Annotated in this window: 32 protein-coding genes; 13 read left to right on the forward strand and 19 right to left on the reverse strand. The window is 69.5% G+C overall.

The features are described from left to right. Positions 1–16: 16 nt before the first annotated feature. Positions 17–1,390: an exodeoxyribonuclease VII large subunit gene (gene xseA / locus BS69_RS0108495; RefSeq protein WP_245605129.1), complete on the reverse strand. Its 1,374-nt coding sequence runs from the start codon at positions 1,388–1,390 to the stop codon at positions 17–19. A 13-nt stretch (positions 1,391–1,403) separates the two neighbouring features. Between xseA and purD the strand changes: the two genes are divergently transcribed. The 5 genes from purD to BS69_RS0108520 are packed head-to-tail and all read left to right on the forward strand — an operon-like array spanning position 1,404 to position 4,882. Then, positions 1,404–2,660 carry a phosphoribosylamine--glycine ligase gene (gene purD, locus BS69_RS0108500; RefSeq protein WP_029941525.1) on the forward strand — a complete coding sequence of 419 codons (1,257 nt, stop codon included), beginning with the start codon at positions 1,404–1,406 and terminating at the stop codon, positions 2,658–2,660. Further along, positions 2,657–2,995, forward strand: a complete 339-nt coding sequence (locus tag BS69_RS0108505) for a hypothetical protein (RefSeq protein WP_029941526.1) — start codon at positions 2,657–2,659, stop codon at positions 2,993–2,995. The genes purD and BS69_RS0108505 overlap by 4 nt, the downstream gene beginning before the upstream one ends. Continuing rightward, the gene (locus tag BS69_RS14655) at positions 2,992–3,126 is read left to right on the forward strand and encodes a hypothetical protein (RefSeq protein WP_281169703.1); all 135 of its coding nucleotides are present in this window, start codon (positions 2,992–2,994) and stop codon (positions 3,124–3,126) included. Before BS69_RS0108505 ends, BS69_RS14655 begins: the two co-directional genes overlap by 4 nt. After that, on the forward strand, positions 3,123–3,668 hold the full coding sequence (locus BS69_RS0108515; protein WP_051676648.1) for a hypothetical protein: 546 nt from the start codon (positions 3,123–3,125) through the stop codon (positions 3,666–3,668). Before BS69_RS14655 ends, BS69_RS0108515 begins: the two co-directional genes overlap by 4 nt. Before the next feature lie 53 nt (positions 3,669–3,721). After that, entirely contained in the window at positions 3,722–4,882 is a 1,161-nt protein-coding gene (locus BS69_RS0108520) for an aspartyl protease family protein (RefSeq protein ID WP_029941528.1), read from the forward strand. A gap of 13 nt (positions 4,883–4,895) precedes the next feature. Here the strand turns inward: BS69_RS0108520 and BS69_RS0108525 are convergent, their stop codons facing one another. The 8 genes from BS69_RS0108525 to BS69_RS0108565 form a co-directional block, all read right to left on the reverse strand. Beyond that, complete coding sequence (locus BS69_RS0108525; RefSeq protein WP_029941529.1) at positions 4,896–5,450, reverse strand: J domain-containing protein; 555 nt, start codon at positions 5,448–5,450, stop codon at positions 4,896–4,898. 104 nt (positions 5,451–5,554) lie between these two features. Beyond that, positions 5,555–7,690 (reverse strand): sodium-translocating pyrophosphatase, encoded by a 2,136-nt coding sequence (locus BS69_RS0108530; RefSeq protein ID WP_029941530.1) that lies wholly within the window; start codon positions 7,688–7,690, stop codon positions 5,555–5,557. 133 nt (positions 7,691–7,823) lie between these two features. Beyond that, entirely contained in the window at positions 7,824–8,759 is a 936-nt protein-coding gene (gene thiL, locus BS69_RS0108540) for a thiamine-phosphate kinase (protein ID WP_029942007.1), read from the reverse strand. Then, positions 8,756–9,208 carry a transcription antitermination factor NusB gene (gene nusB, locus BS69_RS0108545; protein WP_029941531.1) on the reverse strand — a complete coding sequence of 151 codons (453 nt, stop codon included), beginning with the start codon at positions 9,206–9,208 and terminating at the stop codon, positions 8,756–8,758. Before nusB ends, thiL begins: the two co-directional genes overlap by 4 nt. An 11-nt stretch (positions 9,209–9,219) precedes the next feature. Then, on the reverse strand, positions 9,220–10,125 hold the full coding sequence (locus BS69_RS0108550; RefSeq protein ID WP_029941532.1) for an alpha/beta fold hydrolase: 906 nt from the start codon (positions 10,123–10,125) through the stop codon (positions 9,220–9,222). 115 nt (positions 10,126–10,240) lie between these two features. Further along, the gene (locus BS69_RS0108555) at positions 10,241–11,143 is read right to left on the reverse strand and encodes a pirin family protein (protein WP_029941533.1); all 903 of its coding nucleotides are present in this window, start codon (positions 11,141–11,143) and stop codon (positions 10,241–10,243) included. After that, on the reverse strand, positions 11,140–11,814 hold the full coding sequence (locus BS69_RS0108560) for a CPBP family intramembrane glutamic endopeptidase (RefSeq protein ID WP_029941534.1): 675 nt from the start codon (positions 11,812–11,814) through the stop codon (positions 11,140–11,142). Before BS69_RS0108560 ends, BS69_RS0108555 begins: the two co-directional genes overlap by 4 nt. Beyond that, positions 11,811–12,098 carry a BolA family protein gene (locus BS69_RS0108565; protein WP_029941535.1) on the reverse strand — a complete coding sequence of 96 codons (288 nt, stop codon included), beginning with the start codon at positions 12,096–12,098 and terminating at the stop codon, positions 11,811–11,813. The genes BS69_RS0108560 and BS69_RS0108565 overlap by 4 nt, the downstream gene beginning before the upstream one ends. 37 nt (positions 12,099–12,135) lie before the next feature. Here BS69_RS0108565 and BS69_RS0108570 point away from each other — a divergent pair, with 37 nt between their 5' ends. Further along, positions 12,136–12,717 (forward strand): DnaJ domain-containing protein, encoded by a 582-nt coding sequence (locus BS69_RS0108570; RefSeq protein WP_029941536.1) that lies wholly within the window; start codon positions 12,136–12,138, stop codon positions 12,715–12,717. Here BS69_RS0108570 and BS69_RS0108575 read toward each other — a convergent pair whose 3' ends face one another. Genes BS69_RS0108575 through BS69_RS0108610 form a run of 8 tightly spaced genes read right to left on the reverse strand, consistent with a single transcriptional unit; the run spans position 12,718 to position 17,244 of the window. Further along, positions 12,718–13,362, reverse strand: coding sequence for a glutathione S-transferase family protein (locus tag BS69_RS0108575; RefSeq protein ID WP_029941537.1), 645 nt, complete (start codon positions 13,360–13,362; stop codon positions 12,718–12,720). Continuing rightward, entirely contained in the window at positions 13,359–14,081 is a 723-nt protein-coding gene (locus BS69_RS0108580; RefSeq protein WP_029941538.1) for a dihydrofolate reductase family protein, read from the reverse strand. The genes BS69_RS0108575 and BS69_RS0108580 overlap by 4 nt, the downstream gene beginning before the upstream one ends. Then, positions 14,074–14,568 (reverse strand): VOC family protein, encoded by a 495-nt coding sequence (locus tag BS69_RS0108585; protein ID WP_029941539.1) that lies wholly within the window; start codon positions 14,566–14,568, stop codon positions 14,074–14,076. Before BS69_RS0108585 ends, BS69_RS0108580 begins: the two co-directional genes overlap by 8 nt. Before the next feature lie 9 nt (positions 14,569–14,577). Next, on the reverse strand, positions 14,578–15,372 hold the full coding sequence (locus BS69_RS0108590) for a VOC family protein (RefSeq protein WP_029941540.1): 795 nt from the start codon (positions 15,370–15,372) through the stop codon (positions 14,578–14,580). Next, complete coding sequence (locus tag BS69_RS0108595; protein ID WP_029941541.1) at positions 15,365–15,727, reverse strand: DUF1428 domain-containing protein; 363 nt, start codon at positions 15,725–15,727, stop codon at positions 15,365–15,367. The genes BS69_RS0108590 and BS69_RS0108595 overlap by 8 nt, the downstream gene beginning before the upstream one ends. Positions 15,728–15,730: 3 nt before the next feature. Continuing rightward, positions 15,731–16,120, reverse strand: a complete 390-nt coding sequence (locus BS69_RS0108600; RefSeq protein ID WP_051676649.1) for a DUF1428 domain-containing protein — start codon at positions 16,118–16,120, stop codon at positions 15,731–15,733. Then, the gene (locus BS69_RS0108605; protein ID WP_029941543.1) at positions 16,117–16,791 is read right to left on the reverse strand and encodes a glutathione S-transferase family protein; all 675 of its coding nucleotides are present in this window, start codon (positions 16,789–16,791) and stop codon (positions 16,117–16,119) included. The genes BS69_RS0108600 and BS69_RS0108605 overlap by 4 nt, the downstream gene beginning before the upstream one ends. Positions 16,792–16,794: 3 nt before the next feature. Continuing rightward, positions 16,795–17,244, reverse strand: coding sequence for a VOC family protein (locus BS69_RS0108610; RefSeq protein WP_029941544.1), 450 nt, complete (start codon positions 17,242–17,244; stop codon positions 16,795–16,797). Positions 17,245–17,325: 81 nt separating this feature from the next. Between BS69_RS0108610 and BS69_RS0108615 the strand changes: the two genes are divergently transcribed. The 4 genes from BS69_RS0108615 (at position 17,326) to BS69_RS0108630 (ending at position 21,964) form a co-directional block, all read left to right on the forward strand. Continuing rightward, positions 17,326–17,997 carry a winged helix-turn-helix transcriptional regulator gene (locus BS69_RS0108615; protein WP_245605130.1) on the forward strand — a complete coding sequence of 224 codons (672 nt, stop codon included), beginning with the start codon at positions 17,326–17,328 and terminating at the stop codon, positions 17,995–17,997. A gap of 31 nt (positions 17,998–18,028) precedes the next feature. Beyond that, positions 18,029–19,033, forward strand: a complete 1,005-nt coding sequence (gene cobS / locus BS69_RS0108620) for a cobaltochelatase subunit CobS (RefSeq protein WP_029941546.1) — start codon at positions 18,029–18,031, stop codon at positions 19,031–19,033. Further along, positions 19,033–20,853: a cobaltochelatase subunit CobT gene (gene cobT, locus BS69_RS0108625; protein ID WP_029941547.1), complete on the forward strand. Its 1,821-nt coding sequence runs from the start codon at positions 19,033–19,035 to the stop codon at positions 20,851–20,853. Before cobS ends, cobT begins: the two co-directional genes overlap by 1 nt. A gap of 172 nt (positions 20,854–21,025) precedes the next feature. Continuing rightward, a complete protein-coding gene (locus BS69_RS0108630; protein WP_169738078.1) occupies positions 21,026–21,964 on the forward strand; it encodes an esterase-like activity of phytase family protein in 939 nt (312 codons plus the stop codon). A gap of 27 nt (positions 21,965–21,991) precedes the next feature. On the opposite strand, the gene rpmB is transcribed toward BS69_RS0108630, so the two are convergent. Then, positions 21,992–22,282 carry a 50S ribosomal protein L28 gene (gene rpmB, locus BS69_RS0108635; protein ID WP_029941549.1) on the reverse strand — a complete coding sequence of 97 codons (291 nt, stop codon included), beginning with the start codon at positions 22,280–22,282 and terminating at the stop codon, positions 21,992–21,994. Between the two features lie 149 nt (positions 22,283–22,431). On the opposite strand from rpmB, the gene BS69_RS14475 reads away from it, so the two are divergent. Together BS69_RS14475 and BS69_RS0108645 are read left to right on the forward strand one after the other, a co-directional pair. Continuing rightward, positions 22,432–22,755, forward strand: coding sequence for a hypothetical protein (locus BS69_RS14475; RefSeq protein ID WP_051676650.1), 324 nt, complete (start codon positions 22,432–22,434; stop codon positions 22,753–22,755). A gap of 20 nt (positions 22,756–22,775) precedes the next feature. After that, complete coding sequence (locus BS69_RS0108645) at positions 22,776–23,228, forward strand: nucleoside deaminase (protein WP_029941551.1); 453 nt, start codon at positions 22,776–22,778, stop codon at positions 23,226–23,228. Here BS69_RS0108645 and BS69_RS0108650 read toward each other — a convergent pair. After that, positions 23,225–23,896, reverse strand: a complete 672-nt coding sequence (locus BS69_RS0108650) for a YiaD family glycine zipper/OmpA-like lipoprotein (protein ID WP_029941552.1) — start codon at positions 23,894–23,896, stop codon at positions 23,225–23,227. The two genes, BS69_RS0108645 and BS69_RS0108650, sit on opposite strands and share 4 nt — an antisense overlap. A gap of 124 nt (positions 23,897–24,020) precedes the next feature. On the opposite strand from BS69_RS0108650, the gene BS69_RS0108655 reads away from it, so the two are divergent. Continuing rightward, positions 24,021–25,346 carry a hemolysin family protein gene (locus tag BS69_RS0108655; protein WP_037504445.1) on the forward strand — a complete coding sequence of 442 codons (1,326 nt, stop codon included), beginning with the start codon at positions 24,021–24,023 and terminating at the stop codon, positions 25,344–25,346. The last annotated feature ends 63 nt before the right edge of the window (positions 25,347–25,409 follow it).

Genomic DNA, 25,409 nt, shown 5'->3' on the forward strand with positions numbered 1-25,409 from the left:
TCGCTTGCTGGCCGGCCTAGTCGAACAGGTTCGGCTGGGGGGCGACATAGGGACGCCGGCCGCTTCGCTCAACCTTGGCCGCGGGCGGCGGCGGGGGCGGTCCCTCGCCGGCCTGGGCCGCGACCTCGCCGTCGCCGAAGTGGAGCCGGAGGCTGCCGGCGGCGAGCGCGTCGGCGGATCTGGTCAGGGTCCGGCCGTCGGCGGCGGCGGTGACCCGGACGAAGCCCCGGCCAAGCGGGCGATCGGGATGGACGATCGGCAGCATCCGCGCGGCCGCGTCGAGCTTGTCGGACAATCGGTCGAGCTTCTGGCGGAGGAGGTCGGGACGAAGCCGGGCGGCAGTGAGGTTCATCACCGCCTCGGCCTTGTGGGCACGCGCGGCGAGGCCGCGGGGCAGCCGCTCGCCCACCTCGTCGAGCTTCTGGCGCTTGGGACCCAGCAGATGGTCGGCGGCGGGCCAGCGCGAGGTGGTGAGCGTGAGCCGTTCGCGGGCATCGCCGGCCCGCCGCGTCAGGCAGCGGCGCGAGCGCGCATTGAGCTCGTCGAGGAAGCCGAGCAGCTCGGCCCGGACGGGCACCGCAAGCTCGGCGGCCGCGGTCGGGGTCGGCGCGCGCAGGTCGGCGGCATGGTCGATCAGCGTGGTGTCGGTCTCGTGGCCGACCGCGCTGATCACCGGGATCGGGCTTTCGGCGACCGCGCGGACGACCTCTTCCTCGTTGAAGGCCCAGAGGTCCTCGATCGATCCGCCGCCGCGCGCGACGATCAGCAGGTCGGGGACCTCGGCGAGCCCGGCCATCCCGCGGATCGCGGCGGCGACCTTGGCCGCCGCCCCCTCGCCCTGGACGGGGACGGGCCAGACGATGACCCGGGTCGGACAGCGATCCTCGAGCCGGTGAAGGATGTCGCGGATGACCGCGCCGGTGGGCGAGGTCACGACCCCGATCAGCGGGGGGAGGAACGGCAGCGGCCGCTTGCGCTGCGCGTCGAACAGCCCCTCGGCGGCGAGCGCCTTCCGCCGCCGCTCGAGCAGCGCCATCAGCGCTCCTTCGCCGGCCAGCTCCATCCGCTCGACCACGACCTGATATTTGGAGCGGCCCGGATAGGTGGTCATCTTGCCGGTCGCGATGACCTCGGCGCCGTCCTCGGGGCGGAAGGCGAGATTGCCCGCCTGCCCGCGCCAGATGACCGCGTCGATGCAGGCGCTGTCGTCCTTCAGGGTGAAATAGCAATGGCCCGAGCTGTGCCGCTTCCAGCCCGAGATCTCGCCGCGCACGCGGATCCGCCCGAACCGGTCCTCGACCGTCCGCTTGACCGCCTGCGCAAGCTCGCCGACCGACAGCGGCGGCGAATTGTCGCCTTGCCTTCCCTCCGCTAGGAGACCGGCGGGCATGTCATACTCTTCCATCAATATCCTGCTGCTGGGCTCGGGCGGACGCGAGGATGCGCTGGCCTGGGGGCTGAGGCAATCGCCAAGCTGCGCCGAGCTCTTCGCCGCGCCGGGCAATCCGGGGATCGCACGCTGGGCCGAGTGCCTTGCGATCGATCCTTCCGACCCCGCCCAAGTGGTGGCGAGTGCGGTCGCGCGCAACATCGGACTGGTCGTGGTCGGTCCCGAAGCGCCGCTGGTCGCCGGGGTCGCCGACGCCTGCCGCGCTGCGGGCATTGCGGTGTTCGGACCCGATGCCGCGGCGGCGATGCTCGAGGGCTCGAAAGGGTTCACCAAGGACCTCTGCCTCGCGGAAGGGATTCCCACCGCGCGCTTCGTGCGGATCGCCGACACCGACGCCGCCCTCGCCGCATTGGACGATTTCGGCCTGCCGGTGGTGGTCAAGGCCGACGGCCTGGCCGCGGGCAAGGGGGTCACGGTTGCGATGACCCGCGCCGAAGCCGAGGATGCGGTCCGCGAGGCCGGCGGCGCGCCGCTGGTGATCGAGGAATTCCTCGAAGGCGAGGAAGCGAGCCTGTTCGCGCTGGTCGATGGCGAGACCGCGATCCCGCTGGCGAGCGCGCAGGACCACAAGCGCGTCGGCGAGGGTGACACCGGCCCCAATACCGGGGGAATGGGGGCTTATTCCCCAGCCCCGGTCTTGACCCCCGAGCTCGAGGCGCGGGCGATGGAGGAAATCGTGCGCCCGACCGCGCGGGCGATGGCGCGCGCGGGAACGCCTTTCTCGGGTCTGCTTTATGCCGGGCTCATGCTGACCGCCGAAGGCCCCAAGCTGATCGAATATAACGTCCGGTTCGGCGATCCCGAATGCGAGGCGATCGTGCCGCGGCTGAAGGGCGACCTCGCCGCCTTGCTGCTGAGCGTCGCCGAGGGCCGGCTGGGCGAGGTCGTGCCAGAGCTCTCCGACCAGCACAGCATGACCGTGATCCTCGCCGCCGAGGGCTATCCGGGCACGCCGAAGAAGGGCGGGACCATCGACGCAATCGAGGCCGCCGAGCGGGTGCCGGGCGTCACCGTCTTCCATGCCGGGACCGCGCGCCATGCGTCGGGTGCCCTGCTGTCGGTCGGCGGACGGGTGCTGGCGGTGACGGCGCTCGGCGACACGCTCGCCGAAGCCCGGGCGCGGGCCTATCAGGCGGTCGACGCGATCGACTTCGCCGACGGCTTCCATCGCCGCGACATCGGCTGGCGCGAACTGGAGCGGCGGCCATGAACCGCAGGCTCGGGCTGCTGGCCGGCGCGCTTGCCTCGATCGGGGTGGCCGAACTCTATCATGGGCCGCTGGGCGCGTCGGACGACCTCAAGGCCAAGGTCGAGGCCCATGCCCGCAACCTGCTCGATTATTACGAGCTGCCGCAGGTGACGGCGCGGATGGACGAGAGCCCGCGCAGCCGCCGGCTGATCCTCAAGGGGCCGGCCGACGATTTCCAGCGCCGCGCGCTGGTCGAGAAGATCGGGCAATTGCCCGGCGTCAACGAGGTCCGCTGGGACCCGTCGAGCCCGGTGGTCGATTACTGGGCCGAGCGCCGCCGGAGCCAGCCGCAATGATCCCGACCATTCCCCTGTTCGTCGAGGCCGCCCTGCTGGCGCTGGCCGGCTATGGCCTCGGCCTCTTCATCGCCTTTCTCGCCGAGCTTCACCGCCGGCGCCAATCCCGAGCATGGAATGAGTGGGAATGACTGAATTGCTGAATGCCTATTGGCCGATGATCCTGGTCGCGGTCGCGATCGGCCTGATCACGGGGCTCATCGTCTTCCGCCGGCCCAAGCAGCGCGTGACGCTGAGCAAGAGCGACGCGCCGGTGCGCCCGCACATGGCGGCGGTGACCGAGGAGCGTGCGGTCCCCCAGCCCCGGCTCGCTGACCACGACGGCGGCGGCGAGGGCGAGGGTTTCGCCGACGGGCTGGCGGCGGCAGCGAGCGACGTCACCGGCCAGGTGATCGGTGCGCCCGTCCACTCGAACCTGCCGGGCAGCCATGGCGTGCCCGACGACCTCCAGCGGATGAAGGGCGTCGGCCCCAAGCTCGTCGCGCTGCTCAATGCGCGCGGGATCAGCCGCTTCGAGCAGATCGCCGCCATGAGCCCCTCGGACGTCGAAGCGCTCGACGCCGATCTTGGCGCCTTCAAGGGCCGCCTGACCCGCGACCGCGTGGTCGAGCAGGCTGCGTACCTCGCCCGCGGCGACCAGGCCGGCTACGAACGCGAGTTCGGCAAGCTGTAACCGGCGTGCCGCAATCGCCTGCGATGTGGAGGCGAGGCGACCGGGAGTGAGCGATGCAGCGGCGTGAATTGCTGGGATTGCTGGGGGCAAGCGGCCTCTGCGCATTGGTCGCGCCGCAAGTCCTCACGGCCCAGGGCACGGGCGTCCTCGTCAGCAGGATTGCGCTGGTGGGTTCGCGCGTCATCGTCGCCGTCACCATCGACGGGTCCGAGCCCTACCCCTTCCTCCTCGATACCGGCGGTTTTCTCAGCTTCATCGATGACGCGCTGGCCAAATCGCTGAAGCTGTCACAGCGGGGCATGGTCGACGGCAGCGGGGTCGGGGGCCGCGCGACCCTGCCGCTCTACCTTGCCCGCAACGTCGTCTTCGGCGGCGGGCTTCGCCAGGACACGGTCGCCTTCGCGGGAATGACCAGCGGCTTTTCGGCCGTTCGGGGGGCGCTGGCCGCCGGGGTGATGACCGCGCTCGACAGCGATCTCGATTTCGAGGCCGGCGAGTGGCGCCTTTATCCGGGCGGGCGGGCGACGCGCAGCGGCTTCATCCGCATGGCGAAGGGCATCGACGGCGGCGGCGGCGGCCGCAACGGGTCGCCGCGCCTGTTCGGCGACGCGGAGGTCAATGGCCGCACCCTGCGTTTCCTGCTCGACACCGGCGCGCCGAGCGGGCTCAGCCTGACGCGCAACGCCGCCCGAAGCCTCGGGCTGTGGACCGACGAGCGGCCCTATGCGCCGCTCAGGACCAGCGGCATCGGCGGTCAGGGCGGGATCGGGCGCCTCGTCCGGTCCGAACGTATTGCCTTCGCGGGCCGGACCTTCGAGCGGCCGGTGATCCTTCTTCGCGACGACAATAGCGGGGCGGGCGGCAGGATCGACGGGGTGATCGGGCTCGACCTGCTGCGCGGGTTCAACCTCTCGACCGACGTCAAGGCCGGCGACGTCTGGTTGCAGCCGCTTGCGGGCTTCGCGCTGGCCGACCGCTACGGCCTGTCCGGCCTGTGGCTCGACGAAAAGGGCGGCGAGGTCGTCGTTGCCGATGTCGGCACCGGCAGCCCCGCGAAACAGGCGGGGATCGCGGTGGGCGACCGGCTGGTCGGCGGCACGCTGCCGGAGATGGTGCGGCGGATCACCGGGCGGCCCGGCACGCCGGTCACCCTGTCGGTTCGGCGCGGCGGCGCGACGCGGGACGTGTCGTTCGTGCTGGCGGAATTTCTCTAGGGGGCGACGCACCTCAGCGCGCGGTTGTCGTCTTGTCCTGCCCGTTTCCGGGCTCATCCCCGCACGCCGGATCCCTTGCCCGCTCCGGTCCGGCGCATGCCGCCGCGCCCGCCTTGGCCATGGCCGCCTGCGCCGCCGCAATCTCCTCGGGGGTCATGGCGGGCGGGGTGGCCGAGGTCATGGCGAAGGTCGCGAGCGTGACCGCCAGGGCGGCGCCGAGGATCGCAACGCGGACCCGTGCGGGTGCGGGCTCGGGCTCGGGCATGACGACGAAGGTCGGGCGCGCGCTCGGGGTCGGTCGGTGGACCCGGGTGGTCCGCTGGCGGTAGGGGCTGTTCGAGCGGGGCCGTGGCGGACGCCGGCTGCGGTCGTAGTCGGCGCGGCGCTCGTCGCTCGACAGGCAGGCATAGGCCTGGTTGATCGCGATCGCCTTGGCCGCCGCCTCGTCGGTCGCGTTCACGTCGGGATGGTAACGGCGCATGAGGGTGCGGTAGGCCATGCGGATGGCGGCACCGTCCGCATCCTCGCCGACGCCGAGGATCGCATAATAGTCGGGAGCAGCCTCCACGCCCCTGTCATAGAGGGTGCGGCAAGTCCCGACAACGCCGCCCAAAAGGTAAGGCCCCGCCGGCGGGTGCCGACGGGGCCTTCCTGTGTTCGGACTGGCTCCGATCAGCCGGCGGCGAGCGCCGCCAGCAGGAGCAGGGCCACGATGTTGGTGATCTTGATCATCGGATTGACGGCCGGACCGGCGGTATCCTTGTAGGGATCACCGACGGTGTCGCCGGTGACCGCCGCCTTGTGGGCCTCGGACCCCTTGCCGCCGTAATTACCGTCTTCGATATACTTCTTGGCATTGTCCCACGCGCCGCCGCCCGAGGTCATCGAGATGGCGACGAACAGGCCCGAGACGATCACGCCCAGGAGCATCGCGCCCAGCGCCGCGAAGCCCTGGGCCTGCCCCGCGACCGCGGTCACGATAAAGTAGACCGCGACCGGCGAGAGCACCGGCAGCAGCGAGGGGATGATCATCTCCTTGATCGCCGCCTTGGTGACGATGTCGACGGTGCGGGCATAGTTGGGACGGCTGGTGCCGGCCATGATCCCGCTGTCGGCGCGGAACTGCTCGCGGACGTCCTCGACCACGCTGCCCGCCGCCCGGCCGACCGCGGTCATGCCGAAGGCGCCGAACAGATAGGGCAGGAGCGCGCCGAGCAGCAGGCCGACGATCACGTACGGATTGCTGAGCGTGAAATCGACCTGCAGGTTCGGGAAGTAACGCGCAAGGTCGGTGGTGTAGGCCCCGAACAGCACCAGCGCGGCGAGCGCGGCGGAGCCGATGGCATAGCCCTTGGTCACCGCCTTGGTGGTGTTGCCGACCGCGTCGAGGGCGTCGGTCTTGGTCCGGACGTCGTCGGGCAGGCCCGCCATTTCGGCGATGCCGCCGGCATTGTCGGTGACCGGACCGTAGGCGTCGAGGGCGACCACCATGCCGGCCAGCGCGAGCAGGCTGGTGGCGGCGAAGGCGACCCCGATGATGCCCGCGATCTGGAAGGTCGCGACCACCGCGATGACGATGACGAGCGTCGGCAGCGCGGTCGATTCAAGGCTGATCGCAAGGCCCTGGATGACGTTGGTGCCGTGACCCGTCTCCGAGGCCTTGGCGATCGACTTGACCGGGCGATAGTTGGTCCCGGTGTAATATTCGGTGATCCAGACCAAGAGGCCGGTGACGACGAGGCCGATCAGCATGCACCAGAAGAGGTCCATGCCGGTCACCCGATCGATGATCCCGGGCTCGGCGACCGGGCCGACGATGCCGCCGCCGATCGCCGCGCTCATGTCGCCGAGCGCATATTGCGTGGCGAGGTAGATGGCGGGGACCGACAGGATCGCGGTGGTCCAGAAGCCCTTGTAGAGCGCGCCCATGATCGAGCCCGAGCGGCCGAGGCGGACGAGGTAGGTGCCGATGATCGAGGTGATGATGCAGACCCCGCCGACCAGCAGCGGAAGCGCCATCAGCGCGCCGAGCATGGGCGAATTGGGGAGCAGCAGCGCGATCGAGACCATGGTCAGGCCGATCGTCACGACATAGGTCTCGAACAGGTCGGCGGCCATGCCCGCGCAGTCGCCGACATTGTCGCCGACGTTGTCGGCGATCACCGCCGGGTTGCGGGGATCGTCCTCGGGAATCCCGGCCTCGACCTTGCCGACGAGGTCGGCGCCGACGTCCGCGGCCTTGGTGAAAATGCCGCCGCCGAGGCGCGCGAAGATCGAGATGAGGCTGGCGCCGAAGGCGAGCGCGGTCAGCGCCTGGGTGATGGTGTGGAGGTCGGCTTCAACGGCAAGGTCCTTGCCGCCGGGGCCGATCAGATAGCCGTAGATGCCGGCGATCGAGAGGAGGCCGAGGCCGGCGACGAGCATGCCAGTGATGGCGCCCGAGCGGAACGCCATGGTGAGGCCGCCCTGCAGCGAAGTGCGCGCGGCTTCCGCGGTGCGGACGTTGGCGCGGACCGAGATGTTCATGCCGACATAGCCGGCGACGCCCGAGAGGATCGCGCCGAGGAGGAAGCCGGCGGTGCTGAGCCCGCCGAGGGTGAAGAAGATGATGATCGCGACGACGACGCCGACGATCCCGATGGTGGTGTACTGGCGGCCGAGATAGGCCTGCGCCCCTTCCTGGATGGCCGAGGCGATATCCTGCATCTTCTGGTTTCCGGCCGGTGCGCGAAGCACCTGGGCGCTGGTGACGATGCCGTAGAGCACCGCCAAAAGGCCGCAGCCGATGGCAATGAGCACAAGTGTCATTGGTGGATTTTCCCCCATCTGCGTTTGTCGCAGCGGAGGTTGTAAGGGGCGATTCGGGTCTGTCTAGGCCAGCAGAAGGGCGGTGATCCCGCCGCTCAGCAATCCCAGCAAGGCGATGCTGATCCGCCGCAGGTCAGGATAAGTTATGCTCATAACCGAGGCGTCCTGGAAGCGGCACGGAGCCGAGGTCGTCGACGAGCGCGAAGACCCCGTTCTTCGTCAGCTCGCCGACGGGGGCGATTGTCACCGAGGACGGTTGAAGAAGGGTTAAGGGCGAAATTCCGGGGTCGAGCGCGACCAGCAGCGCGTAATCGTCGCCCCCCGTGGCGGCGAACAGGCGCGCCGCGCGATCCTCGCCGCGGGCCGAGACGAAGGCGGGCGAGAGGGGAACACCGGACAGGTCCAGGCGAAGGCCGCAGCCGCTCGCCTCGGCCAGCCGGCGGGCGTCGAGCAGCAGGCCGTCCGAGACGTCCATCATCGCGCTGGCGTGGGGGGCGAGGATGCGGCCGGCCGCGAGCAGGGGCTGCGGGCGGCGATAGGCCTCGACCAGCGGTCCGCTCGCCCCCTCATCGTCCCTCAGTTGGGCGAGCCCGGCCACGGCGTCGCCGATGGTGCCGATCACCCACAGCCGGTCGCCGGGCGCTCCCCCGGCGCGGCTGGGCACGTTCGCGCCAGCCCGGCCGAGCGCCGTCAGCCCGAGAACCCGCGGCGCGCCCGCCGGAAGCGCGACCGTGTCGCCGCCGAGCAGGGGCAGGCCGAAGGCGCGGCAGGCCTCGTCGAAGCCGGTGAGGAAGCGCTCTTCCCAGCCGGGCGTGCCGCCGATGGCGAGCGAGAGCAAAGCCCCGGCCGGGGTCGCCCCTTTGGCCGCGAGGTCGGAGAGGTTCACCGCGGCGAGCTTCCAGCCGACGGTCTCGGGCGGGTCCTGGCTAAGATAATGGATGCCCTCGACGATGGTGTCGTGGGTCAGGACGAGGTCGCCGAGGAGGGCGACGTCGTCGGCAAGGCCGCGCGCGGCGGGGTCGCCGGCCAGCCCGCGCAGGCGGGCGAGAAGCGCGGCCTCGGCGCTCAGCCGCGCACGTCCTTGGCGACCTTGTCGAGGAGGCCGTTGACGAACTTGACCTCCTTCTCGTCGAAGAAGGCGTGGGCGACGTCGAGATATTCGTCGATCACCGTGCCGACGGTGACGTCGGGGCGGGCGATCAGCTCGTAGGTGCCGGCGCGCAGGATCGCGCGCATCGAGCGGTCGAGCCGCTCGAGCTTCCAGCCGTCGGCGAGCCGCTCGGTGACGGTGCGGTCGATCTCTTCGGCCCGGGCGGTGACGCCGCGGACGATGTCGTCGAAAAAGTCCATCTCGGCATCGACGAGGGTCGCCTCGTCGATCGTCGCGCCGAAGCGGTGGGCGTGGAATTCGTGAAGCAGGATCGGGGTGGGCGTGCCCTCCATCTCCTGCTGGTAGAGCGCCTGGACGGCGTTGAGGCGCGCGGCCGAGCGGGCGCGGGATTTCTTCGGAGCAGCCATGATGAGCGCGCCTATGCCCCCGTATGGCTGGCGAGGAAAGTCCGCAGCGGCCCGGCCACCGCTTCCGGCTTCTCCCACGGAAGGAAATGACCGGCATCCTCGACCCGGACGAGGGTCAGGTCGTCGACCAGCGCGTCGAGCCCCTCGAACTGGAGCGGGAGCAGCGCCTTGTCCCTCATTCCCCAGACGACGAGGGTCGGAACCTTCACGCTCGGAAAGGCGCGAAGCAGGAAGTCGGGAAGCGGCACTTCGATCCCAGGTTGCGGCACGATCACGCCCGCACCGCGATACCAGTTGAGCATCGCCGCGAAGGTGCCGGGCCGCGACCATTCCGCGATATAGTCGGCTTTTTCCTCGGGACTGATCGAGGCGAGGTCGACATGGCCTTCGAAGCTCTTGTCGAAAAAGGCCTCCCAGCCGATCCGCGCGGGGAAGTCCTCGAAGCCGGGCGCGCGGAAGGCGTTCATATATTGCGAGGCCGCGCGCTGGTCGGAATCCTCGATCAGGCTCTTCTGGAAGATGACCGGGTGGGGCGCGTTGACGATGACGAGCCGCTTGAGGCGCGGGTCGTTCCGGAGCGCCGCCGCCCAGCTGACCGCCCCGCCCCAGTCGTGGCCGACGAGGGTGAAGTCGTCGAGGCCGAGCCGGTCGACCAGCGCGAAGAGGTCCGCCACGATCCGGTCGGTCGCATAATCCGCCTTGTCCGGCGGCGCGTCCGACCCCGCGAAACCGCGCTGGTCGGGCATGATCAGGCGGTATTTGTCCGACAGCAGCGGGACGAGCTTCCGCCACGTGCGGTGCGATTCGGGGAAGCCGTGGAGGAAGACGATCGCTGGGCCGTCCTCGGGCCCGGCGGTGGCGACATTCAAGGTGACGCCGGTGGCGAGCGGATGGCGGGTGAAGGTGAGGTCGGTCATGCGCGTCCCATTGCACTGGCGCCCTTCGACTGCGCGCTAGCGCGCTCCGCTCAGGACGAACGGATCCCTACACGCTCGTTGGTGCTGAGCGAAGTCGAAGCGCGTCGCGACAGCCTCACGGATAGCTGACCGTCAGCGGAATCTCGGGAAGCGGGATCCACTCGTGGTCGTCCTGCGGGGGAAGCGCGAATTCGCCGGCCTTCCACGCCCGCTTGGCCTCGTTGATGCGGTCGCGGCGGCTGGAGACGAAATTCCACCAGACATGACGTTCGCCGTCCATCGGCGCGCCGCCGGCAAGCATCAGGCGCGCGCCGCGCTCCGAGCGCAGCACCGGGCGGGTGCCGGGTCGGAGCAGGACGAGGTGCATCGCCTCGAGGCTGAAGCCGTCGACCGCCGCGTCGCCATCGAGGAGATAGAGCGCGCGCTCGTCGGCCTCGCGGTCGAGCTCGATGGCAGCGCCGGGCGCAAGGTGGATGGCGGCATAGATGGTCGGGTGATGCTGGGTGACCGGCGAGCGGGCCCCGAAGGCCTCGCCCATGATGAGGTTGAGACGGACGCCATCGCCCTCGACCCAGGGCAACGCGTCGGCGGGGGTGTGCTCGAAGCCGGGATCGAGCTCTTCCTTGGCCTGCGGCAGGGCAAGCCAAGTTTGGAGGCCGTCGAGCTTCGGCCCGGCGGCGCGCTCGTCGGCGGGGGAGCGCTCGGAGTGCGAGATGCCCTTGCCGGCGGTCATCAGGTTGACCGCGCCGGGCTCGATCCGCTGGACCGAGCCGACGCTGTCGCGGTGGTCGATCGCGCCTTCGAACAGATAAGTGACCGTGGCGAGGTTGATGTGCGGGTGCGGCCGCACGTCGAGGCCCTCGTTCACGCCGAGGCGCGCCGGACCCATCTGGTCGAAGAAGATGAACGGCCCGACCATGGTGCGCTGCTTGTGCGGCAGCGTGCGGTGGACCTTGAAGCCGCCGAGGTCGTGGGTGACCGGAGCAAGGCTGAGCGACCGGGGATCGTCGTTGGTCATGCGAGGGCCTCCGCGGGGGTGGCTGGGGGTGCAGGCCGGAGCCGCCGCCAGCCGAGATAGCCGAGCAGCGGCAGGCCGAGGTGGATGAGGATCAGCCACCACAGGCTGTGGGTGAGCGCGTAGCCCGTGGCGAACAGCATCGCCGAGACGAGGCTGGCGGCGAAGCGCCTGCCCGAATGCCAGCCGTGGGCGAGGCCGTAAGCGAGGCCGGCGAGCGCCACCGCCGGCCACAGACCGGTGAGCGGGGGCAGGAACCACAGGAGGAAGCCGCGATAGAGCAGCTCCCAGCCGATGCCGGCGACGAGGATGGTCGCCGCGAAGAGTGGAACTTCGTCGGCGCTTTGCGGGAACATCGCGGTGGCGCGCTCGTCGGGTCTCTCCCGCGCCTTGCTCGAGCGCAGGCCGAGGGCGAGCAGGCCCAGCAGGGCGGCTGCGGCTGCGAGCGCCCAGGCGCCGGTGCGATCGAGCGGGTCGAGGCCGAGATCGGCGAGGCCGAGCCCCTCGCGCCACGCCACCAGCGCGAGCGCCACGAGCAGGCCGAGGCCGAGCGCGATGGTCGACCGGTAGCGCGCCTTGCGCTCTTGCTGGGGCCGGCCGGCGCGGCTCCGCCACAGGCCCCACAAGGGAACGGGAACGAGCAGCGCCAGGGCGAGGAGCGCCGCGGCGGTCATTCTCCGGGTGCCCTCGTTTCCATCGCCAGTGCGTGGACCTGATGGTGCATGAGTTCGCCCAGCGCCTTGTAGACGAGCCGCTGGCGCTGGACCCGGTTCAGCCCGGCGAAGGCCGCGCTCTCGACCCGCAGGGTGAAGTGCGATTCGCCCCCCTCCCCGCGATAGCCGCCGTGGCCGCGGTGCGATTCGCTGTCGTCGACGAGGTCGAGACGGGTCGGAGCGAGGGCATTTTCGAGGCGAGCCTCGATTTCGGTTGCGACCGGCCCCTTCGAAGACGCGTTCATGGCGCCTATATAGTCGGGCTCGGATACGACAGGATAGATGGCTTCCCGCAACCCCAAGTTCCACGGCCGGGTGGAAGGCGCCGCGGCGCATTGCGCCGTTCCCGGCTGCGCCATGCCCGGCGAGTTCAAGGCCCCGCTCACCGCCCCGACCTTCGACGGGCCGGGCGAATGGCAGTGGCTGTGCCTCGACCATGTGCGCGAGCATAATGCGCGCTACAATTTCTTCGCGGGCATGAGCACCGAGGAGATCGAGGCCGCGCAGTCGCCGATCGCCGGCTGGGACCGCTCGACCCGCGCCTTCGCCAGCGCGGCGGGGGCCGATCCCTCCCCGGCCTGGAGCGACTTCAGGGACCCGCTCGACGCGATCAGCGGCCGGTTCGCGGCGCGCGGGCGCGGGCCCGGTCCCGCGGTCAGCCGCTTCACCGAGGGCGAGCGGCGGGCGCTCGGCGTGCTCGGGCTCGGCGAGGACGCCGAGCTGTCGACGGTTCGCAAGGCCTATTCGACCCTGGTCCGGCGCTACCACCCCGATCGCAACGGCGGCGACCGGACGCAGGAGAGCAAGCTCTCGGCGGTGATCGAGGCCTGGGCCGTGCTGCGCTCGGCGCCCGCCTTCGCCTGATCAGTCGCGGTCGGGCGCCCCGAGGGGAAAATAGTGGCGGAAGGGCCGCGCCTGCTCGACCGCGCGTGACACCGCGGGATGGGCGAGCAGGCGAGCGCGATAGGCGGCGAGCTTCGGCCGGTTGGGACCGATCGGATCGACCCAGTCGGCATAGAAGAGCGCGGGCGCGGCGGCACAATCGGCCATGGTAAAGGTCTCGCCCGCCGCCCAGCCGTCCCCGGCGAGCTGGCCCTCGAGCCAGTCGTAGTTGCGGCGCAGGCGCTGCATGGCCTGTTCGAGGCCGTAGGGGTCCTTGTGCTCGGGCGGCCGCAGCGCGTTGGCGACGGCGGGCTGGGCGGTGTCCATGATCCGCTGGTCGAAGACCCGGTCGAGGAAGCGGACGCGCAGCCCCTCGTCGCCCTCAGGGATCCAGCGATTGGGGCCGGGATGATGGCGGTCGAGATGCTCGATGATGATCGAGCTTTCGGCTATCACCCGGCCGTCGTCGACCAGCAGCGGAAACTGGCCGAATGGGGCAAGCGCGGCGAATTCGGGTCCGTGGCGCTCGACCGAGCGGAATTCGAACGGCGTGTCGTTCGCCCAGAGCGGGATCAGCGCCTTCCAGGTGTAGCTGCTGAATTCGTGGCCGTAGAGGATGAGGCTCACCAGCGATCCTCCGCCATGGCCGCGCGGCGAGCGACCTCGCGCTCGCTGACGATCTCGGGACCGGCCCAGTTGGCCCCGATGTCGCCCGCCGGCTCGTAGGTCGCGACGATCGCTCCGGATCCGGTCGTCTTCTGGTCGAGGAGGCGCATCGACCGCGCCGCCGGTCCATCGCCGAGCAGGCGCTTGCCCTGGCCGAGGATCGCCGGGAAGATCATCAGCGTCAGGCGGTCGAGAAGGTCGGCGGCGATCAGCTGCGGATAGAGAGTGCTGCTGCCCTGGATCAGGAGGTCGGGGCCCTCGCCCGCCTTGATCGCGGCGAGCTCGCCGATGCTGCGCACGCGGACGCTGTTCGACCAGGGGAGGTCCTGCTCGCCGCCGGTCACGACATATTTGGTGGCGGCGGTGAAGTCCGCGCCCATCTGCATGGCGGCAGCTTCGCCCTCGTCCTTGCCCGTCAGTTCGAACAATTCGCCGTGCCCGGCCGGATCCTGGCCGACATAGGGCCAGTAGGCGGCGAAGATGTCATAGGTCCGCCGGCCGAGCAGCAGGTCGTAGGGCTTGGCGAAGAAGGCATCGATCGCCTCGCCCACCCCCTCGTCAAAGAATTGCGGCAGCCAGCCGCCATAAGCGAAGCCGCCGGTCGGATCCTCGGTCGGGCCGCCGGGGGCCTGCATCACCCCGTCGAGGCTGACGAAGGCGCAGCCGCGGATCTTACGCATTCACCTCTTCTCCGGCGATCGCGGCCTCGATCCGGGCGTGGTCGATCTTCTGCATGGTCATCATCGCCGCGAACACGCGCCTGGCGACGTCGGGGTCGGGATGGCTGTTCCCTTCCATCAGGACGCGCGGGGTGATCTGCCAGCTGTAACCCCAGCGATCCTGACACCAGCCGCAGTCGCTTGCGCTGCCGCCGTTGTCGACGATGGCATTCCAGTAGCGATCCGTCTCTTCCTGGGTCTCGGTCATCACCATGAAGCTGACGGCGAGATTGGGCTTGAACTGCGGGCCGCCGTTCAGGCCGATGAAGGAACGGCCAAGGACGGTGAAATCGACCGTCAGCTCGTCGCCCGCCGAGCCGCCGGGAAAATCGGTCGGGGCCGTCATGGCCGTCCCCGCGTCACTGTCGGGAAAGGTCGCGGCGTAGAATTCCGCCGCCTTCCTCGCCTCTCCCTTGTCGAACCACAGGCAGGTCCTGAGCTTGTCCATTTCTTCCTCCTACGCGTGACGCGGGCCGACCAGACCGAAGGTCGCACCTTGGGGATCGAGGCCGATCAGGCTGTATTCGCCGCCCGGGATCTGGTGCGGGCCCCACAGGACCTTGCCCCCGCCCTCGTTCACCGCCGCGATCGCCCGGTCGATGTCGTCGACGCCGATGTAGTAGGTCCAAGCGACCGGCGCCTCGAGCTGCATCCGGGGCGAGATCGCGCCGATCCCCACGCCGCCATGCTGGACGAAGAGATAGTCGCCGGCCGGGCCCATCGGCATCGAGCCTTGCTGGGTCCAGCCGAAGTGGCGCTTGTAGAACTCGGTGGCGCGCGCCGGGTCCGAACTGGTCAGCTCGTTCCAGCGAATGTGCTGGGGCCGGTCGACCGAGAAGACGTCACTGGTGGCGTCTTCCTGCCCTGCCGGTGGCTCGGGCTTCATCAGGTAGACGATGCCGCCGGTCGGATCGGCGATCATCGCCATCCGGCCGACCCCGGGAACCGACCAGGGCGGCATGATGACCTTGGCGCCGTCGACCTTGCCGGCCTCGACCGAAGCATCGACGTCGTCGACGTTGAGATAGCCGAGCCACATCGGACGCGCGCCATTGGCCTGCATCGCGGGATCGAGCCGGAGGACGCCGCCGGCATTGCCGCCAGGGGCGCGGCGGATCATGCGATAGTCGAGCTCGCCCGCGGGTTTCGGCTCGATGTCCCAGCCGACCACCGCGTCATAAAAGGCTTTCGAGCCGTCGGGATCGGGGCTCATCAGCTCATACCAGATGAAGCTGCCCGGGGGATTAGCCATGCTTCTTCTCCAGGACGACGACGGGCTCGAAGCCGCCGAAGATCATGCGCTTGCCGTCGAATGGCATCGGCGTGTTCATCATCTCCTCGTTCTCCATCATCCGCGCGAAGGCGGCGTCGCGGGTGGCCTTGTCGGGCCATTCGATCCACGAGAAGCAGACCGTCTCGCCCTCCTGTCGGTCGACCGAGCGGTAGAAGTCGGTCTGCTTGCCCTCGGAGACGTCATCGGCCCAGCATTCGACGATCCGGAGGGCCCCCTCCTCGATCATGACCGCGTCCATGTGGCGCGCATGGTCGATGAAGGCCTGGCGGTCGGTGAGCTTCACCGGAATGACGAAGCCGTCGACATAGCTCATGGCTCAGGCCTCCACCTTGTGCGCGGCGAGCAAGGCGTCGAGCGCGTCGTGTCCGACCAGGGGATTGAAGCCGCCCCAGAACATGCGCTTGCCGTCGAACGGCATTTCGCCCTGCGGCTGAAGCTCCGGCATGCCCATGATCTTCTCCCAGCCGGCATCGCGGGTCGCCTTGTCGGGCCAGATGACGAAGGAGAAGACGACATTCTCGCCTTCCTCGGCATGGACCGATTGGGGGAAGCTGGTGAGCTTGCCGGGTTCGAGGCCGTCACCGAGCGTCTCGATCGAGATCCCGCCGAGCCGGGCGGCCTCACGCGCGAAGGTTTCGGCCATCGCCTTGTAGGCGTCGTGCTTGTCGGGGTGCAGGGGCAGGACGAATCCATCGATGTAGCTCATGCGGCTTCTCCCTTGGGCTTGTCGGCATAGAGCGCGAGCTGGTCGGCCAGCGCGCGCTGGAAGGCCGGGCGCGCGATGCCGCGGGCACGATAGGCGTCGAGGGTCGGGTGCTCGGCGACCGGACCGCCTTCGTCGCCCGTGATCCGCAGCACGGCGACCATCATCAGGTCGCCGATGGTGAAGCGATCGCCTTCGAGCCACTGGCGGTCGCCGAGCCAGTCGGCCACCCGGTCGAGCCGCTTGGACAGTTCCGCGCGGGCGGAGGGCTTGCGGAGCTTCGCCCATTCCTCATCGGGGTAGAAGGCGCCCAGGGCCGCATAGCCCATGACATAGGGCTCGACGCTGTTGAGCGCGGCATAGGTCCACTGGATGGCGCGGGCGCGGGGCGCAGGGTCGCGCGGCAGCAGCCGCTCGTCCTTCTCGCCGACGTGCTGGACGATCGCCCCGCTCTCGAACAGCTGGAGGTCGCCCTCGCGATAGGCGGGGACCTGGCCGAACGGCTGCTCGCGGAAATATTCGGGCGGGACCGGGCCGACCGTTCTGACGCAATAGTCGGCTCCGATCTCCTCCAGCGCCCAGCGGACGCGGAGGTCGCGGACCTGGCCGCGGGCGAAGGGCGGGACCCATCCGAAGGTGGTGAGCTCGATCGGGGCGGTATCGACGAGGGCCATGGCTCAGGCCCCCGCCGCTTCTTCGACCGGATGCGCGCCCTGTTCGGCGAAGGCGGGGTCCATCCACATCGGCTCCCACTGGTGGCCGTCGGGGTCCTCGAAATCGCGGCCGTACATCGGCCCGCCCGGCTCGGCCTCGCTCTTGGGCGACTGGTCGATCTTGCCGCCATTGGCCGCGACGGTCTCGACGATCCGGTCCACCTCCTCGCGGCTGTCGCAGGAGAAGCAGAGGAGCACCCGGCTTTCCTTGTGCGTGTCGCCGATCGGACGGGTGTGGAAGCTCGAGTAGAAGTCGTGGGTCAGGAGCATGACCGAGATGGTGTCGCTCAGCACCATCATCGCCCCGGATTCGTTGCTGAACTTGGGCTCGTTGCGAAAACCGATGGCCTCGTAAAAGGCCTTGGACCGCTCGAGGTCCTTCACTGGCAGGTTGATGAAGATCATTCGCGCCATGGGCTTCCCTCCTTCCGGCGACTCGGAACGCTTGAAGGCTGCGCCCTTCCGTCATATATTGCAACCGTGCAGTTAGAAAAAGTGACCAGCCGGGCAGGATCCGAGACCAAACGGGTCTATGACGATGCCTGCGGAACCGCCCACGGGCTCGAGCTCGTCGGCGATCGCTGGACGTTGCTGATCATGCGCGAGCTCATCTACGGGCCGCGCCGCTTCTCCGACCTGCGCCGCGATCTTGCCGGGATCAGCGCCAACGTGCTGAGCCAGCGGCTCGAGGAGCTCGAGCGGCGCGGGCTGCTGGCCAAGGTCCGCCTGCCCCCGCCCGCCGCGCGCGACGCCTACCAGGCGACCGACTGGGGCCTCGAGGTCAAGACGGTGATCATGGAGCTCGGCCGCTTCGCCGCGCGCTCGCCCGGTCACGACCCCACGCTGCCGCTCAGCCCGGCCTCGATCATGATGAGCTTCGAGACGATGATCGACGAGAAGAAGGCGCGCGGGTTCGAGGCGAGGGTCGGGTTCGTCCTCAACGGCGAGCCCTTCACCGCCCGCGTCCGCAAGGGGCGGGTCCGGGTTGTCCGCGGCCTGTCGGACGAGCGCGCGGCGCTGGTCACCGCCCCGCCCGAGTCGGTCGCCGCCGTCGTCTATGGCGGGGCACCGGCCGAAATGCTGGGTATCGCGGGAGACGAAGCGGTGGCACGGCGTTTCCTCACCCTGTTCACCTTGCCGCCCAAGGCTGACACGCGCGCCAGTTGAGGCCGCGGGCGGCGCCAGCTAGAGCGCGCGCATGGCCGACCTATCCAACGACACCCCGCTGCCCACCGGCGAAACGCTGCTGAGCACGCCCGACAAGATGGTGAAGGTGCGCGATGCCTTCGGGATCGACAGCGACATGGAGGTCCCGGCCTTCTCCGAGGCCGACGAGCGCGTCCCCGACCTCGACCCCGCTTATGTCTTCGATCCCGACACCACGCTGGCGATCTGCGCCGGCTTCGCCCGCAACCGCCGGGTGATGGTCCAGGGCTATCACGGGACCGGCAAGTCGACCCACATCGAGCAGGTCGCGGCGCGGCTGAAGTGGCCGTGCATCCGGATCAACCTTGACGCGCACATCAGCCGCATCGACCTCATCGGCCGCGACGCCATCGTGCTTCGCAACGGCCAGCAGGTGACCGAATTCCGCGAGGGCCTGCTGCCGTGGGCGCTGCAGCATCCGGTCGCCTTGGTGTTCGACGAATATGATGCCGGCCGTCCCGACGTCATGTTCGTGATCCAGCGCGTGCTCGAGGTCGAGGGCAAGCTGACCCTCCTCGACCAGAACCGCGTGATCCGGCCCAACCCATTCTTCCGGATGTTCGCCACCACCAACACCATTGGCCTCGGCGACACCACCGGGCTCTATCACGGCACGCAGGCGCTCAATCAGGGCCAGCTCGACCGCTGGAACATCGTCACGACGCTGAACTACCTGCCGGCCGCGACCGAGGCGCAGATCGTGCTCGCCAAGTCGGGCGAATATGACAAGCCCGACGGCCGCAAGACGGTCGAGCAGATGGTCAAGGTCGCCGATCTCTCGCGCCAGGCCTTCATCAACGGCGACATCTCGACCGTGATGAGCCCGCGTACGGTCATCAGCTGGGCGCAGAACGCGCTCATCTTCGGCGACGTCGGCTTCGCCTTCCGCGTGTCGTTCCTCAACAAGTGCGACGAAAGCGAACGCTCGCTGATCGCCGAAATGTACCAGCGGGTGTTCGGGAAGGATCTCCCCGAGAGCGTGGCCGGCAAGGCCTGATGGCCGAGACGACGCCGCTCGACCGCTTCCGCCAGGTGCTGGCCGGCACCGCGCGGGCGATCGCGCGCGACCCGGACGTCGAGGTCGCCTTCGCTTCGGAAAGCGGGGCGCAGGGCGGCAAGCTCGCGCGGGTGGTGTCGCCGGGCGCGGGGCTGGCGCCCAGGCTGGTGGCCGAAGCGCGCGGCGCGGCGGATGCGGTGGCGCTCCGGCTGCGTCATCACGATTCGAAGCTGCATCTCGGTCTCGCCCCGGCCGATGCCGAGGCGCGCGCCGTGTTCGACGCGCTCGAAGGCGCACGGGTCGAGGCGCTCGGTGCCCGGACCATGGCGGGCGTGCGCGACAATCTCGCCGAACTGGCCGAGGCGCGGGTGCGCAGCGATGCGATCACCCGGGCGCGCACCGCCGAGGAAGTGCCGCTGGCGACCGCGCTCGGGCTGCTGGCCCGCGAGCGGCTGACCGGCGCCCCGCCCCCCGACGCCGCGGCGCGCGGGCTCGACCTCGTCCGCGAGTGGATCGAAGAGAAGGGCGGCAGCGACCTCGACAGCCTCGCGCTCGCGCTCGACGACCAGCAGGCCTTCGCCGCGCTTGCCCGAAAGCTGCTCGAGGACCTCGACCTCGCCGCCGCCGAGGACCGTCCCGACGACGAGCCCGACGAGGGCGGCGACGACGAGGACGGCGAGGAGCTGGGCGAGGACGAGAGCGAGGACCAGGACCAGGACGCCGGCTCGAGCGGCGGCGACATGGAACAGCGCGCCCAGGAAGAAGAGCAGGACGAAGACGAGCAGGACTTCGACAGCGAGGAGCAGGAGGACGAGCCCGCCGAGGCCGGCGAGCAGGGCGAGACGAGCGCCGCCGCCCGGCCCAATCGCCGGCCCAACGAGCCCGAGCTCAGCGGCGACTATCGCGCCTTCACCACGCGATTCGACGAAGTGGTCGAGGCCTCCGACCTGACCGACGAGGAGGAGCTCAATCGCCTCCGCGCCTATCTCGACACCCAGATGGGCGCCTTGGGCGGGGTCGTGACCCGGCTCGCCAACCGGCTGCAGCGGCGATTGATGGCGCAGCAGGCGCGTTCATGGGACTTCGACCAGGAGGAAGGCCTGCTCGATGCCGCCCGGCTGGCCCGCGTGATCGTCTCGCCGGGCCATTCGCTCAGCTACAAGGTCGAGCGCGAGACCGAGTTCAAGGACACGGTCGTCAGCCTGCTGATCGATAATTCGGGCTCGATGCGCGGGCGACCGATCAGCATCGCCGCCATCTGCGCCGACATCCTTGCCCGCACGCTCGAGCGCTGCGGAGTCGCGACCGAGATTCTCGGTTTCACCACCCGTGCGTGGAAGGGCGGGCAGAGCCGTGAGGCGTGGCTGAGCGAGGGTCGTCCTCCCTCGCCCGGCCGCCTCAACGACCTGCGCCACATTATCTACAAGCGCGCGGACGAGCCTTATCGCCACGCGCGGCGCAACCTCGGGCTGATGATGCGCGAGGGGCTCTTGAAGGAGAATATCGACGGAGAGGCGCTGCTGTGGGCGCATAACCGGCTGGTCGCGCGGCCCGAGGAAAGGCGGATCCTGATGGTGATCAGCGACGGCGCGCCGGTCGACGATTCGACCGCCAGCGCCAATGGCGGCGCCTATCTCGAGAAGCATCTGCGGCAGGTGATCGGCTGGATCGAGAGCAAGTCGCCAGTCGAGCTCGCCGCCATCGGCATCGGCCACGACGTGACCCGCTATTACGAGCGGGCCGTGACGATCATGGATGCGGAGCAACTGGGCGGCGCGCTGGTGGAGCAGCTCGCGGGGCTGTTCGACGTCAACGCCTGATGCGCGAGGGATGGGCCCGGCGACACAACGCGACTGGTCGCCGGGCCCCCCTCAGTACGCGACTGGAGGGAACTGGGCGGACGGGCCGACAGGGGGAAAAAGCCCGTCCGTTGAAAGGCTTATGCGCGATTCGCGCTTGAACGAGGCTGAACGGGTCAAGCAGCCCCTGTTCATGTTCAAGCTATTGATCCTGTTTGTTTTTCTGCTCGGTTTCCTTGCGCTCCTGAGCGGCGACCGGTTCGAGCGCCGACCCGACCGGGAACCGGCGCCCCGACACCCTGCCAGCCTGCGTTTCGAGCCGCTCGCACTCGGCTCATGGCAGGAAGCCGGCTGGCGGCTCGACGGTGCTTGGGTCGTCCGCGCCGATGATTCGCTGATTGCCGGCCTGTCGGCTTTGGTCCTGCCCGGCCGCGACGACCTTCTCGCGCTGACCGATTCGGGGCGGCTCGTCACGCTGCCGCGGCCGGGCTCGGGCGGCCACGCAATGGTCGAGGACCTGCCGGACGGCCCGGGCGATCCGCACTACCGGCGCTATCGCGATTCGGAGGCGCTGCTCCTCCACGGTGGCGAGCGCTGGGTGACCTTCGAGAACCGGCACAGCCTGTGGCGCTACGGTGCCGGAGGTGCGCGGTGGACCGACCTTCCCGACCTTGGATGGAGCATCAACGCCGGGGTCGAGGCGATGGTGATGACGCCGGAAGGGCTGCTCATGCTGCCCGAAGAAAGCGGCATCGCGCTGCTGCTCGGCCCCGACGGCCGCTTCCGGACCGTCGCCGTCGAAGGCCGTTCGGGCGGCCTCGCCGATGCGACCCGGTTGCCCGACGGGCGCGTGCTGGTGGCCGAGCGCGTGCTTGGATGGCGCGGAATCCGCAACCGGCTGGCCTGGCTCGAGCCCGATGGCGCCGGCTATCGCCTGCGGGCCTTCGCCACCCTGCCGCTGGGGCCGTTCGACAATGTCGAGGGACTGGCCGCCGAGCCGCTGGCGGACGGGCGCACGCGCCTCTGGGCGATCACCGACAATGACGGCTGGCGACGGACGCTGCTGCTAGCCCTGACGCTGGACACAGCAAAGCGGCCCGGCGAGCGCCGAGCCGCTTCATCAAATCGCTAGAAGCCCCGGCGGACCGGGGCGCCCGATTCAGGCCGCGGCCTTCGCCTTCTTGGCGAGCTCGCGCTTCAGCTTGCGGGCTTCGGTGCCGAGCTTGTCCTCGCTGGTCTTCGCCAGCCAGTTGTCGAGACCGCCGACATGCTCGACCGAGCGCAGGCCGTGGGTCGAGACGCGCAGCTTGACGCTCTTGCCCAGCGAATCGCTGATCAGGGTCACGTTCTGCAGGTTCGGCAGAAACGTACGCTTGGTCTTGTTGTTCGCGTGGGAAACATTGTTACCCACCTGCCGGCCCTTGCCGGTCAGCTCGCAGACGCGCGCCATTGGTTCTATCCCGTGATTGATCGAGGGTGCACCCGCATTGAGCGCTCCCGGAAAGCGCCGCCCCCTAACCGCTTCGCCTTCAGCCGTCAACCGCAACCCTCCCCCGCGTGGCGCGTTACCGAGGCGAAACGAACAGGAGTATCACGTCGATGCGGGGCCTCATTCTGATCCTCATCCTGCTGGTTGTCGCGGCCATTGCCGCGGTCTCGACCGGTCTCATCAACGTCAACCAGACCCGCTCGGCGCAGCTGCCGGCAGTCGACGCCACGCACAATGGCGTGGTCGCCAAGGGCGGCCAGACGCCGGCCTTCGACGTCAGCACCGGCAAGGTCGAGATCGGCACCGGCGAGCGGACGGTGAAGGTTCCCGAGATCCGCATCGCGCCGAGCGGCAACGCCGCCGCCCCGGCGACTGCGCCGGCGCCGGCCCCGGCCCAGCCGCAGGGCCAGACCACCGACTCGACGCAGCGCTAGGCGACAGGGTAGCGGGGAGCATGGGCTTCCCGCTTCCCCCGCCGATGCGCCGCGCGCTCGACCTTGCCGCCGAGGCGGCCGAGGCGGGTGAAGTGCCGGTGGGCGCGGTGATCACGCGGGCCGGCGCAATCGTCGCCGAGGGCCGCAACGCGATGCGCGCGGGCCACGACCCCACCGCCCATGCCGAGATGGTCGCGCTGCGCGCGGCGGCGGCGGCACTCGGCACCAGCCGGCTCGACGATTGCACCTTGTGGGTCAGCCTCGAGCCCTGCGCCATGTGCGCGGGGGCGATCGCGCTCGCCCGGATCGAAGCGCTGCGCTTCGCAGCCGAAGATGTGAAGGGGGGCGCGGTGGTGAACGGGCCGCGCCTGTTCGGCCAGCCCACCTGTCACCACCGGCCCGATGTGCTCGGCGGAATCGGGGAGGAAGAAGCGGCCGAGCAGCTCCGCCGCTTCTTCCTCGATCGGCGTTAGTTCGCGCGGAACGGAACGACCTTGATCTCGACCCGGCGGTTGGCCGCACGGTCGGCTTCGGTCCGCTCGGGGTTCACCAGCAGCTGGGTCTCGCCGAAGCCGCGGGTGGCCATGCGGGCCCGCGCGACGCCGCGCGCCGAGAGATAGCCGGCGACCGATTCGGCCCGGCGCTCCGACAGCGTCTGGTTATAGGCGTCCGACCCGCTCGAATCGGTGTGCCCGTAGATGTCGATGTAGGTCTGGTTGTACTGCGACAGCGTGTTCGCGACCTCGTTCAGGGTCGACTGGAACTGCGGCTGGATGTCGTAGCGGTTGTACGCAAAGGTGATCCCGCTCGGCATGCGCAGGATGAGATCGTCACCCTGGCGGATGACGTCGACGCCAGTACCGGCCGTCTCGCGGCGAAGCTCGGCTTCCTGCTGGTCCATGTAGCGGCCGACCGCGGCGCCCGCGAGGCCGCCGATGCCGGCGCCGATGATCTGCTCGGTGCGGCTGTTGCGGCCACCGATGATGTCGCCGAGGATATAGCCCGCGCCGGTGCCGAGGATGGCGCCGAGCCCGGTGTTGCTGAGACGGCGGTTGCCGGTCTCGGGGTTGGTGGTGCAGGCCGCGGTGGCCAGCAGCGACGCGGCCATCGCGCCGACGGTCAGCTTCTTGGCAAAGTTCATCTTGTCACTCCATTCGTTGAAATCTTGCAGGCAGGAAACCGGCGGGCCTCATCGATGGTTCCGCGTGCATAACGATCGGCGACTTGCCGCTCCACTCCAATGAAGGCTAGAAGCTGACCCCTCGATGAGCGGCACCCTGCTCCCCTTTCCCTGGCTCGACCTGGTCCTCATTCTGGCGCTGATCGCGCTGAACGGGGTGCTGTCGATGAGCGAACTCGCGATCGTCTCGGCGCGCGAGGCGCGGCTGAAGGCGATGGCCAAGTCGGGCAGCAGCAGCGCCAAGGTCGCGCTGACCCTCGCCGCCGACCCCGGCCGCTTCCTCTCGACCGTGCAGACCGGGATCACGCTGATCGGGATCCTCGCCGGCGCCTTCTCGGGCTCGCGGCTGGGAACCCCGGTGTCGCAGCGGATCGAACTTCTCGGAGTCGACGCCGAGACCGCCACCACCGTCGGCTTCGGCCTCGTCATCGTGCTGACGACCTTCGCCAGCCTCGTCATCGGCGAGCTCGTCCCCAAGCAGTTCGCGCTGCGCAGCCCCGAACCCATTGCCGTGGTGATGGCCCGGCCGATGCTGTGGCTGAGCAAGGCGACCGCGCCCTTCGTCTGGCTGCTCGACAAGACTTCGGGGCTCATCTTCCGCCTGCTGGGCATGAGCCGCGAGAGCCAGAACCAGGTCACCGCCGAGGAACTGCACCTGGTGGTCGCGGAGGCCCAGACCGCGGGCGTCCTCGAGGAATCCGAGCGCGCGATCATCTCGGGCATCGTGCGACTGGCCGACCGGCCGGTGCGCGAGGTGATGACCCCGCGGACCGAGGTCGACTGGATCGACGTCTCCTCGACCACCGAGGAGATCAAGGCGGCGCTGGCCGAGACCCCGCACAGCCGGATCCCGGTCGCCGAGGGTTCGGTGGAGAAGATCGTCGGCGTGGTGAAGACCCGCGACATGCTCGACGCCCTGCTCGACGGGCGCGGGCTCGACCTGCGCGCGCTGGCCCGCAAGGCGCCGGTCATCCCCGACGTGATGGACGCGATGGACGCGCTGACCGTGCTCCGCTCGGCCGAGGTGCCGCTGGCGCTGGTCCATGACGAATATGGCCATCTCGACGGGATCGTGACCCCGGGCTCGATCCTCGCGGCACTGGCGGGGACCTTCGCCAATGACGCCGAGGACGACGATCCACCGCTGGTCGAGCGCGAGGACGGCAGCTGGCTCGTGTCAGGCTCGGCCAATGCCGACCTCCTCGAGGACAAGCTCGGGATCAACCTTGGCGCCGACCGCGACTATTCGACCGTCGCCGGCTTCGCGCTGTCGGTGCTCAAGCACCTGCCCGAGACCGGCGAATGCTTCGACTTCGACAACTGGCGGTTCGAGGTGGTCGACCTCGACGGCCGCAAGATCGACAAGCTGCTCGCCCGCCGCCGTTCGAAGCGCGAGAAAGTCGAAGCCTAGGCGCATCACTGTTGCGCCGCTGCACTTTCCTCCTGTTTCCGGGAAGTTATCGTCCGCTTCACT

The organism is Sphingomonas astaxanthinifaciens DSM 22298 (genome assembly GCF_000711715.1).
GTDB lineage: Bacteria > Pseudomonadota > Alphaproteobacteria > Sphingomonadales > Sphingomonadaceae > Sphingomicrobium > Sphingomicrobium astaxanthinifaciens_A.